Raw genomic sequence first — 10,228 nt, forward strand, 5'->3', positions numbered from 1 at the left:
CGCTATTAAGGGGGCAGTATGTTAAACATCGTGTTATTCGAACCTGAAATCCCGCCAAATACCGGGAATATCATCCGCTTATGCGCCAATACTGGTTTTCGTCTGCATATCATTGAACCGATGGGGTTCACCTGGGACGACAAGCGCCTGCGCCGCGCAGGGCTGGATTACCATGAGTTCGCCGCCGTAAAACGCCATCATGATTACGCCGCGTTTGTCGAAGCCGAACAGCCGCAACGCTTATTTGCCCTCACCACCAAAGGCACGCCAGCACACAGTGCGGTGAGCTACCAGGATGGGGATTATTTGATGTTTGGCCCGGAAACACGCGGCCTGCCAGCGACTATCCTTGACGCATTGCCGCCGGAGCAAAAAATCCGCATACCGATGATGCCGGACAGCCGCAGCATGAACCTTTCGAATGCGGTGTCGGTGGTAGTGTATGAAGCCTGGCGCCAGTTAGGTTACTCAGGCGCCGTGCTGCGTAGCTGAAGATGGATTGTCAGGTGACGGCAACACGTTAATCCGCCCTGCGAATAGCGATGTCTGTCATTGCTCACGCACTTATTTTGCTGGCTTATTGGTGAAGGCAGATTAAAGACGGAGAGCGCGGAAAAACCGGAGCGAATACGAAAGCCATGAGGATTATTCGCTTCGCGCCTCCAGCGGGTGTTCAACACGGTGTCGCGTCTTGCGCGCTGCCCTGGTTCAGGCTGACGAGTAAATTAGTCAGACAATTAAATGCCGTCGCCGTACTCGAACCCTTGGTTTACCCCGTTGAAATGCTGATCCATATCCATTGACGGTTTATCGCTTTCCGGCTTACCGACAATTCGTGCCGGAACACCTGCTGCCGTGGTATGCGGCGGCACCGGTTGCAATACCACGGAACCCGCGCCAATCTTCGCACCGCGACCCACTTCGATATTGCCGAGAATTTTGGCACCCGCGCCAATCATCACGCCTTCGCGAATTTTCGGGTGGCGATCGCCGCTGGTTTTGCCGGTCCCGCCGAGCGTGACCGATTGCAGAATCGACACGTCATCTTCAATGACTGCCGTTTCGCCCACCACGATGCCGGTTGCGTGGTCGAGCATAATGCCGCGACCAATTCGCGCCGCCGGGTGAATGTCCACCTGGAAACTGACCGACACCTGGTTTTGCAGGAAAATCGCCAGCGCCTCGCGCCCCTGCGTCCACAACCAGTGCCCTATGCGATAGGCCTGTAGCGCGTGGAAACCTTTCAGATAGAGCAGCGGCGTGGAGTATTTATCCACCGCCGGGTCGCGCGTACGCACGGCCTGGATATCACAGGCAGCGGAGGCGATCATTTCCGGGTCGGCAGCGTAGGCTTCTTCGACGACTTCGCGAATGGCAATCGCTGGCATAATCGGCGAGGCAAGTTTGTTCGCCAGCATGTAGCTCAGCGCGCTGCCCAGGTTTTCGTGCTTGAGTAATGTTGCGTGGTAAAAACTGGCCAGCATTGGCTCACACTCCGCCAGTGCCCGGGCTTCGGCTTTAATATTTTTCCAGACCAGATCCAGTTCTTCACACGGCATTGCTTACTCCAGACGTGATAAGACGACAGGCTGGTCTGCGCCAGCCTTATCGTGAGTTCAAAAAGAGTCCCTGCGACTAAGGGGTTAGTGCTCTTCCTTGCGGGCACGACCTAATAGGGTCAATGCTGCCTCGCGCGCATTTTTTCCGCAATACAATACCTGATAAATTTCCTCGGTTATTGGCATTTCGACGCCAAACCGGTGCGCCAGCGCGCGTACTTCTTTGGTATTGCGGTAACCTTCGACCACCTGGCCAATCTTATCCTGGGCGCTTTGCACGTCCATGCCCTGACCAAGCATCATGCCAAAACGGCGGTTGCGCGACTGGTTATCGGTACAGGTCAGCACTAAATCGCCTAAACCCGCCATGCCCATAAAGGTGGCAGGATCGGCACCCAACGCGGCACCGAGACGCGACATTTCGCTCAAACCACGGGTGATCAGCGCCGTACGCGCATTGGCACCAAAGCCAATGCCGTCGGACATGCCCGCGCCAATCGCAATGACGTTTTTCACCGCGCCGCCCAGCTGCACGCCGATGAAATCCGGGTTGCTGTAGACACGAAAGCTTTTGCCGCAGTGAAGGAGCTGCTGTAAATCCTCGGCGAACTGGGGATCAGCAGAAGCGAGGGAAATCGCCGTTGGCAGACCCGCCGCCAGCTCTTTGGCAAATGTCGGGCCGGAAATCACCGCCAGCGGAATATCCGGGCCTAACACCTCGCGCGCCACTTCTTCGAGCAGACGCCCGGTTTCGGCTTCCAGCCCTTTTGTCGCCCAGACGATACGTGCGTCATCGCGCATGAGCGGCTTGATTTGCGCCAGCACATCGCCAAAGACGTGGCTTGGCACCACCACCAGGATATTACGGCTGGCGGAAAGCGCGCGGGCAAGATCGCTCTCTAATTGCAGCGTATCGGGGAAAGGCACATCGGGAAGGAACGCGGCGTTGCAACGGTCATGTTGCAGGGTCGCGATATGTTTTGGGTCATGGCCCCACAGCACAACCGGGTGGCCATTTCTTGCCAGTGTGATGGCAAGAGCGGTGCCGTAAGAGCCGGCACCGATCACAGTCATTGCAGCATTAAGTGCGTTCATCAGGCATCCTGATGTTGTTCGGCACCTTCGCCAGTCTGCTGTTGCAGGTAGTTCATGAACAGCGCATCAAAGTTCACTGGCGCAAGGTTCAGTTGCGGGAAAGTACCGCGGGAAACCAGGCTGGTAATGCACTCGCGGGCATACGGGAACAGAATGTTCGGGCAGTATGCACCCAGGCAGTGCGCCATCTGCGTTCCTTCGATACCGTCGATAGAGAAGATACCGCCCTGCTGCACTTCGCACAGGAAGCCAGTTTCTTCGCCCAGGGAAGCGGTCACGGTAACGCGCAGAACCACTTCATAAACACCTTCCGCCAGCTGAGTGGAGGCAGTGTCGAGATCCAGTTTCACTTCCGGTTGCCACTCTTTCTGGAAGATGTGTGGCGCATTCGGCGCTTCGAAAGAGATATCTTTCGTGTAGATACGCTGAATCTGGAAAGTCATTTCGGTGTTGTTTTGTTCAGACATGAGTGAATAACCCTTTAGTGTTGTAGTGCTCTAAAAGCATTAACGCAACAGCGGATCCAGCCCGCCACGCGCGTCCAGCGCATATAAATCGTCGCAGCCGCCAATGTGCTGCGCATCAATAAAAATCTGCGGAACCGTCGTACGGCCACTACGTTGAATCATCTCTTCACGTTTCACCATGTCGCCATCGATAGGCAGCTCAGCAAAAGCGACACCTTTGCTGCTCAACAACGCTTTTGCGCGGTGGCAAAACGGGCAAGTCGCTTTCGTGTAGATCTCAATATTGGCCATATCTCTTCTCCGATGTTTACCCGTGGGTAAATTATTTACCGCGAACTAACGGCAGGTTTTCGCCCATCCAGCCAGAGATACCGTCTTTCAGTACAAAGACCTTCTCGAAACCGGCTTTCACCAGCTCGTTCGCCGGGGTCTGGGCCTGCATGCCGGTACCATCAACAACGATAATCGGCGCGCTTTTGTGTTTTTCAAGCTCACCTACATTATTGGCTTTGATCTCGTTTGGCAGCAAATTCACCGCACCTGCGATGTGACCTTTACGGAAATCATCACGCTGACGCAAATCTACCACTACCGCATCTTCTTTATTGATGAGGCGCGTAGCTTCGCCGCGAGAAATCACTTTCACTTTAGACGCAATGCCCTTGAAAGTGGTAAACAGCACAGCACCGAATAACGCAATCCAGGCGATACACAGGATTGGGTTGCGGCCAATAAATTGCATAATTTCTTGCATCTGGGGTTACAACTCCGGACTTAGTGATTAAAAACCAGCAAGGAGTATACCTGCGCGGTGGGGCAAATACAGCCAGCGAGCGTGACGGAATGCATTTTCTGCGGAGTGTTACAGAAAAAATAAAGACTCGCGGTGCAAACAAGCGGCTGGTCAGCCGCTTTCTTTGATCTTCTGCGGCTATTTTATCGATTCAGCTGTAGTAAAATTACGCAAATTTTTTTGTCTTCTGAGCATGAGGTTGTCGCAATGTCGGTTTCTAAAAAACCTATGGTACTGGTGATTCTGGATGGCTACGGCTACCGTGAAGACCAGCAGGATAACGCTATTTTCAACGCTAAAACCCCGGTAATGGACAAATTGTGGGCCACTCGCCCGCATACGCTGATTGACGCATCCGGCCTCGAAGTCGGCCTGCCGGATCGCCAGATGGGCAACTCCGAAGTCGGCCACGTTAACCTGGGCGCAGGGCGTATCGTTTACCAGGATCTGACTCGTCTGGATAAAGAGATTAAAGAGCGCACATTCTTTAGCAACCCGGTGCTGGGCGGTGCGGTAGATAAAGCAGTTGCTGCAGGCAAAGCCGTGCACATTATGGGTCTGCTCTCCGCAGGCGGTGTGCACAGCCATGAAGACCACATTCTGGCAATGGTGGAACTGGCTGCGGAACGCGACGCGGAAAAAATCTATCTGCACGCTTTCCTCGACGGTCGCGACACGCCGCCGCGCAGCGCGGAATCCTCGCTGAAAAAATTCGAAGACAAGTTCGCCGCGCTGGGTAAAGGCCGTGTTGCGAGCATTGTTGGTCGCTATTTCGCCATGGATCGCGACAACCGTTGGGATCGCGTTGAACAAGCTTACAACCTGATGACCGAGGCCAAAGGCGAATACACCTTCGATAGCGCCGTTGCGGGTCTGCAAGCGGCTTACGCTCGCGACGAAAATGACGAGTTTGTAAAAGCGACGGTTATCCGCGCCGCAGGCCAGCCCGATGCGGCAATGGAAGATGGCGACGCGCTGATTTTCATGAACTTCCGCGCCGACCGCGCACGCGAAATTACCCGCGCGTTCGTTAACGCAGACTTCGACGGTTTCGTACGTAATAAAGTGGTTAAACTGGGCGATTTCGTCATGCTGACCGAATATGCCGCCGACATCAAAACCGCCGTCGCTTATCCGCCCGCTTCTCTGGCGAACACGCTTGGTGAGTGGATGGCGAAACACAACAAAACCCAGCTGCGCATTTCCGAAACGGAAAAATATGCCCACGTCACGTTCTTCTTTAACGGCGGTGTAGAAGAGCCGTTCCCGGGCGAAGACCGTATTCTGATCAACTCGCCGAAAGTAGCGACTTACGACCTACAACCGGAAATGAGCTCCGCAGAGTTAACAGAGAAACTGGTGGGCGCTATCACCAGCGGGAAGTACGACACCATTATTTGTAACTATCCGAACGGCGATATGGTCGGTCATACCGGCATGTTTGACGCTGCTGTAGCGGCTGTTGAAGCGCTGGATCATTGCGTTGCCGAGGTGAGCAAAGCGGTGGAATCCGTCGGCGGCCAGATGCTGATCACCGCCGACCACGGTAACGCAGAGCAAATGCGCGACCCGTCAACCGGCCAGGCGCACACGGCACATACCAACCTGCCGGTGCCGCTGATCTATGTTGGCGACAAAGCGCTGAAAGCCGTTTCCGGTGGCAAACTTTCCGACATCGCGCCAACTATGCTGACGCTGATGGGCATGGAAATCCCGCAAGAGATGACTGGTAAGCCGCTGTTCATCGTGGAATAATCGCTCCCCATGAGGGGAAAGGCGATTTTTTCAATTACATGGGTCGGGATCCGGCCCTTTCTTTGCGCCAGCGCACTCAGCGCTGGCGCATTGCTGTGCGCCGTTTCCGCCCACGCGGATGATCGCGATCAGCTCAAATCTATTCAGGCTGATATCGCTGAAAAAGAGCGCGCGGTACGCCAGCAACAACAGCAACGCGCGGGCCTTCTTGCCCAGTTAAAGGCACAGGAAGAAGCTATCTCTGCCGCCACTCGCCAGCTGCGGGAAACGCAAAACACCCTCGCCCAGCTCAATAAGCAGATCGCCGAGATGAACGCCTCGATTGCCAAACTGGAACGTCAGCGCACCACGCAGGAACACAACCTTGCGGCGCAGCTTGATGCGGCGTTCCGCCAGGGGCCACACACCGGGATCCAACTGATTTTAAGCGGTGAAGAGAGCCAGCGCGGCCAGCGTCTGCAGGCCTACTTCGGTTATCTCAACCAGGCGCGACAGGAAACCATCGCTCAGTTGAAACAGACGCGTGAAGAAGTTGCCACGCAAAAATCCGAGCAGGAAGAGAAGCAGAGTCAGCAACAAACGCTGTTGTATGAGCAAAAAGCGCAGCAGGCCAAACTTGAACAAGCGCGCAGCGAGCGGCAGAAAACCCTTTCTGGTCTGGAATCTTCCATTCAGGAAGGACAACAACAGCTAAGCGAAATGCGCGCCAACGAATCTCGCTTACGCGATCGCCTCGCGCGTGCGGAAGCGGCAGCTAAAGCCCGAGCCGAACGCGAAGCCCGCGAAGCGCAAGCCGTGCGTGACCGCCAGAATGAAGCCAGCCGCAAAGGTACCACGTATAAACCTACCGAGAGCGAACGCTCGCTGATGTCCCGCACTGGTGGTTTAGGTTCGCCGTCAGGCCAGGCCGTCTGGCCGGTTCGCGGCCCGCTGCTGCATCGTTATGGCGAACAACTGCAGGGTGAACTACGTTGGAAAGGGATTGTTATTGGCGCGTCGGAAGGCAGTGAAGTGAAAGCCATCGCCGACGGGCGGGTGATCCTCGCTGACTGGCTGCAAGGCTATGGTCTGGTGGTGGTGGTTGAACACGGCAAGGGCGACATGAGCCTTTACGGTTACAACCAGAGCGCACTGGTGAGCGTAGGCACCCAGGTTCGCGCCGGACAGCCGATAGCCCTCGTAGGGAGCAGTGGCGGTCAGGGCCGGCCTTCACTCTATTTCGAAATTCGCCGTCAGGGTCAGGCGGTCAATCCACAGCCGTGGTTGGGAAGATAAGGTTTGCTTCAATTTCGTCGTATTGTTTTGACGCTCGCCAGTGCGCTCGCGTTTTCTGCTCCGGTATTAGCCGGGAAACTCGCCATCGTGATCGACGATTTCGGCTACCGTCCACAAACTGAAAACCAGGTGCTGGCCATGCCGCAGGCGGTTTCCGTCGCGGTGTTGCCCAATGCAACGCACGCGCGGGAAATGGCGACCAAAGCACACAACAGTGGCCATGAAGTGTTGATCCATCTTCCAATGGCACCGCTGAGCAAACAGCCGCTGGAAAAAGACACGCTGCGCCCGGAGATGAGTAGCGCAGAGATTGAGCGCATCATCAGCGATGCCGTCAACAAAGTGCCGTATGCCGTCGGGCTGAATAACCATATGGGCAGCGCCATGACGTCAAGCCTGTTTGGCATGCAGAAGGTAATGCAAGCGCTGGAGCGCTATAACCTCTATTTTCTCGATAGCATGACCATCGGCAATAGCCAGGCGCTGCGCGCAGCCTCCGGCACCGGAGTGAAAGTCATTAAGCGCAAAGTGTTCCTGGACGATACGCAAAATGAAGGTGATATCCGCCGTCAGTTTGACCGCGCCGTACAGTTAGCGCGCCGCAATGGTTCCGCCATTGCTATTGGTCACCCGCATCCCACTACCGTTCGCGTGTTACAGCAAGTGCTCCCCAGCCTGCCTGACGATATTACGCTGGTGCGCCCAAGTGACCTGCTCAATGAACCGCAGACAGATACTTCTACACCCAACGCCACACCGCCAGGTCATGTCAACCCACCACCGCGTAATCCGTTCCGCGGTGCAAAACTGTGTAAAGCGAAGCACAAACCTGAGCCGGTTTACGCCAGCCGCTTCTTTAGCGTAATCGGTGAAAGCGTTGGCGAAAGTACGCTGGCGCGTTATATGCAGAATCAGTGGCGGGGCTGGGGCCAGAAATACTAATTTTCGAGTGCCGGTTAACTGAGATTGGTCACCCGTAGTATGTCCGTTTTAAGCATCACGATTGTGAAAGCCAAAAGGTTAAGAAATGCCGCAACGACATAAGATTCTCCTGCTTGATACAGGTAAAGAGTGGGGTGGTGGTACAAACAGCATGCTTGAGCTTCTGAAACGTATCGATCGCCAGAAGTTCGATATCACATGCTGTTTTTACAACAATTACAGTCGCGCCCATGGGCAAACTATTGAGCAGGTTTTACAAAGCATCGGCATCCCGCTTATTGTCATCCCACAAAGCAAGCAGCCATGGTGGGCAAAACTCGCGAAAGAAACGGGGCGCGGAGTACTCTTTTTTTCCCGAGACGCGCGCAAGGTTTATACCCGTTTTATTGACAAGCGGTGGCGCATCAATCCGAACGTGCGCTATATCGAGAGCTTACTGAAACAAGGCAGCTACGATACGCTGTATATGAATAACCAGCCTGGCTCTAACGAGGAAGGCTACCTTGTTGCGGCAAAGATGCCCGTGCGCTTGATTCAACATTGTCGTATTGAGCCCGTATTGAATGCTCCTCTGGTCGCGCTGGTGAACAGTTACGCCACAAAGATCATTGCCGTATCTCATGGCGTAGAACGCGTTTTATTGCAACATGGCGTTAAGCCAGCGCTGTGTACAACGGTAAATAATGCGATTGATATCCACCAGAAAATGCCGGATCGTCCTGCAATGCGTCAGCAACTGGGGTTGGATGATGAAACGTTTATTTTTGGTAGTATCGGCTCGCTTATCCCCCGCAAAGCCAACCATCATACGCTTAGCGCATTAAGCGCGTTTAACCAACGCCATCTGCACGCGAAATGGAAGATGCTCATTGTTGGCGAAGGGATCGAACACAATGCGCTGGTTAACCAGGCAAAATCACTGGGAATAGCGGATCGGGTTGTGTTTACGGGCTTCCAAAACCAGCCTTTTGACTACCTTTCCACTTTCGATGCCTTTATTCTGGCCTCACAAAGCGAAGGTTTACCACGTGTTGTTCTGGAAGCCATGCTGTTAAAAATTCCCGTTATTGGATCTGCAGTTACCGGAACGGCAGAGCTTATCGAACATCAGGTAACAGGATTACTGTTTCCATGGAGCGATGTCGATCAGCTTTCGTCGCATTTGGAGCAAATATGGGCAAGCGCTACACTGCGCTCGCAACTGGTTACCAGAGCCTTCGAAAATGTATGCCGTCATTACGCCATTGAACATTATGTGGCTGGCGTTGAAGCCGTACTAGAGAACCCTTCTTCTGAACGAGAGCGTCATGTTTAAATTTCTCAATTCCCGATACCGCCATATTTCCGGTCGCCACAATATTCCTTACGATACGCTTTCTTCCGATGAAAAACGCGTTGCGGTGGATTCCGTCGTCATTCCCTGTACAGGCGAGGATTACATTGATGAAGCGCTTTTATCGGCCACATTTGCCGAGCGTTATGCAAAAGAAATAACTGAGATTGTCATTGTCAGCGACCAGCCGGTATCCGCTTTTGGCCAACTACCAGCAAAAACACGCGTAGTAACCCTCAATCTGCCGAAGCGTGAAGAGAACTATCGCTACAAGCAAATTTATCTGAGCCGTCTGATAAAGCTGAATGCCCCTTTACAGGCTAAAGGGGAAGGTATTTTAATGATCGATTCCGATCTAAATTTACTCAACATGCCTGAAATTCACATGACGGATATGCATATTTACTCCAGCTTCCGTCAGGGCAAAATGATTGCCAAACTGGACGGCGCGCCCGCAGACAATGTTCCTGCTTATTATAAAGAGACTGTGCGCCCCTATTTAGTGGATCACGTTAACGGAGCGTTTCTAGCCGCAACGAAAAAAACCTGGCAGCGTATTTGCCCGCTTTGGCTAACGTTATTTCAGGACACCTGGGAACTGATGGACGACAGCCAGCCGCCAACCGATCAGTTGCCGCTTGCCGCACTGCTGGATTTGCTCGACCTAAAAACCATTAACCTGGGCGACTGGATGAACTGGCCCGTGTCCAAAAAAATTGGTGGCCAGGAAGCCGTGATTCCTAAAGAGGTTATTGGTGCCCATGGTGGTTTTCCGCTATCGGAATGGCAAAAATATCTCAATTCGGCAGATAATACTTTGCTCTTTAAAGGTCAGGACTATACGCGTAAAGTTCGCTATCTGACCGATGAAGAAAAATTGCAGAAATGATATAGGGGCTCCGGCCCTGAGGGATCCCCGGAAACATCATTAATACACCATGATGATGTTTCGATAGGCCCTCGCCATATCGGCATATACCCTGTCGGGGTTCATCCCCGACAGGAGCCC

11 protein-coding genes are annotated in these 10,228 nt (G+C 53.8%); 6 read left to right on the top strand and 5 right to left on the bottom strand.

Going from position 1 to position 10,228, the window contains the following annotated elements:
- The first annotated feature begins 18 nt into the window (after positions 1 to 18).
- Positions 19 to 492 carry a tRNA (uridine(34)/cytosine(34)/5-carboxymethylaminomethyluridine(34)-2'-O)-methyltransferase TrmL gene (gene trmL / locus E0L21_RS16715; RefSeq protein WP_131411439.1) on the top strand — a complete coding sequence of 158 codons (474 nt, stop codon included), beginning with the start codon at positions 19 to 21 and terminating at the stop codon, positions 490 to 492.
- A 245-nt stretch (positions 493 to 737) separates the two neighbouring features.
- Here trmL and cysE read toward each other — a convergent pair whose 3' ends face one another.
- From cysE to E0L21_RS16740, 5 genes are all read right to left on the bottom strand, one after another.
- Positions 738 to 1,559, bottom strand: a complete 822-nt coding sequence (cysE, locus tag E0L21_RS16720) for a serine O-acetyltransferase (RefSeq protein WP_131411441.1) — start codon at positions 1,557 to 1,559, stop codon at positions 738 to 740.
- Positions 1,560 to 1,643: 84 nt separating this feature from the next.
- Positions 1,644 to 2,654, bottom strand: a complete 1,011-nt coding sequence (gene gpsA, locus E0L21_RS16725; protein ID WP_045507528.1) for an NAD(P)H-dependent glycerol-3-phosphate dehydrogenase — start codon at positions 2,652 to 2,654, stop codon at positions 1,644 to 1,646.
- A complete protein-coding gene (gene secB / locus E0L21_RS16730; protein WP_017458193.1) occupies positions 2,654 to 3,121 on the bottom strand; it encodes a protein-export chaperone SecB in 468 nt (155 codons plus the stop codon). The genes gpsA and secB overlap by 1 nt, the downstream gene beginning before the upstream one ends.
- Before the next feature lie 39 nt (positions 3,122 to 3,160).
- On the bottom strand, positions 3,161 to 3,412 hold the full coding sequence (grxC, locus tag E0L21_RS16735) for a glutaredoxin 3 (RefSeq protein ID WP_007369517.1): 252 nt from the start codon (positions 3,410 to 3,412) through the stop codon (positions 3,161 to 3,163).
- A 31-nt stretch (positions 3,413 to 3,443) separates the two neighbouring features.
- On the bottom strand, positions 3,444 to 3,875 hold the full coding sequence (locus E0L21_RS16740) for a rhodanese-like domain-containing protein (protein ID WP_017458191.1): 432 nt from the start codon (positions 3,873 to 3,875) through the stop codon (positions 3,444 to 3,446).
- A gap of 246 nt (positions 3,876 to 4,121) precedes the next feature.
- Between E0L21_RS16740 and gpmM the strand changes: the two genes are divergently transcribed.
- The 5 genes from gpmM to E0L21_RS16770 all read left to right on the top strand — a co-directional run bounded on the left by gpmM (position 4,122) and on the right by E0L21_RS16770 (position 10,108).
- On the top strand, positions 4,122 to 5,669 hold the full coding sequence (gene gpmM / locus E0L21_RS16750) for a 2,3-bisphosphoglycerate-independent phosphoglycerate mutase (protein ID WP_131411443.1): 1,548 nt from the start codon (positions 4,122 to 4,124) through the stop codon (positions 5,667 to 5,669).
- A gap of 9 nt (positions 5,670 to 5,678) precedes the next feature.
- Positions 5,679 to 6,944, top strand: a complete 1,266-nt coding sequence (gene envC, locus E0L21_RS16755) for a murein hydrolase activator EnvC (protein WP_131411445.1) — start codon at positions 5,679 to 5,681, stop codon at positions 6,942 to 6,944.
- A gap of 3 nt (positions 6,945 to 6,947) precedes the next feature.
- Positions 6,948 to 7,886 carry a divergent polysaccharide deacetylase family protein gene (locus E0L21_RS16760; protein ID WP_131411447.1) on the top strand — a complete coding sequence of 313 codons (939 nt, stop codon included), beginning with the start codon at positions 6,948 to 6,950 and terminating at the stop codon, positions 7,884 to 7,886.
- 85 nt (positions 7,887 to 7,971) lie between these two features.
- On the top strand, positions 7,972 to 9,201 hold the full coding sequence (locus E0L21_RS16765) for a glycosyltransferase (RefSeq protein WP_131411449.1): 1,230 nt from the start codon (positions 7,972 to 7,974) through the stop codon (positions 9,199 to 9,201).
- The gene (locus E0L21_RS16770) at positions 9,194 to 10,108 is read left to right on the top strand and encodes a hypothetical protein (RefSeq protein ID WP_131411451.1); all 915 of its coding nucleotides are present in this window, start codon (positions 9,194 to 9,196) and stop codon (positions 10,106 to 10,108) included. Before E0L21_RS16765 ends, E0L21_RS16770 begins: the two co-directional genes overlap by 8 nt.
- Positions 10,109 to 10,228 lie beyond the last annotated feature (120 nt).

The organism is Kosakonia quasisacchari (assembly GCF_004331415.1).
In the GTDB taxonomy this organism is placed as follows: domain Bacteria; phylum Pseudomonadota; class Gammaproteobacteria; order Enterobacterales; family Enterobacteriaceae; genus Kosakonia; species Kosakonia quasisacchari.

Coding starts and splice junctions, on each gene's coding strand:
- trmL (WP_131411439.1), top strand. CDS start 19: ATGTTAAACATCGTGTTATTCGAACCTGAAATCCCGCCAAATACCGGG.
- cysE (WP_131411441.1), bottom strand. CDS start 1,559: ATGCCGTGTGAAGAACTGGATCTGGTCTGGAAAAATATTAAAGCCGAA.
- gpsA (WP_045507528.1), bottom strand. CDS start 2,654: ATGAACGCACTTAATGCTGCAATGACTGTGATCGGTGCCGGCTCTTAC.
- secB (WP_017458193.1), bottom strand. CDS start 3,121: ATGTCTGAACAAAACAACACCGAAATGACTTTCCAGATTCAGCGTATC.
- grxC (WP_007369517.1), bottom strand. CDS start 3,412: ATGGCCAATATTGAGATCTACACGAAAGCGACTTGCCCGTTTTGCCAC.
- E0L21_RS16740 (WP_017458191.1), bottom strand. CDS start 3,875: ATGCAAGAAATTATGCAATTTATTGGCCGCAACCCAATCCTGTGTATC.
- gpmM (WP_131411443.1), top strand. CDS start 4,122: ATGTCGGTTTCTAAAAAACCTATGGTACTGGTGATTCTGGATGGCTAC.
- envC (WP_131411445.1), top strand. CDS start 5,679: ATGAGGGGAAAGGCGATTTTTTCAATTACATGGGTCGGGATCCGGCCC.
- E0L21_RS16765 (WP_131411449.1), top strand. CDS start 7,972: ATGCCGCAACGACATAAGATTCTCCTGCTTGATACAGGTAAAGAGTGG.
- E0L21_RS16770 (WP_131411451.1), top strand. CDS start 9,194: ATGTTTAAATTTCTCAATTCCCGATACCGCCATATTTCCGGTCGCCAC.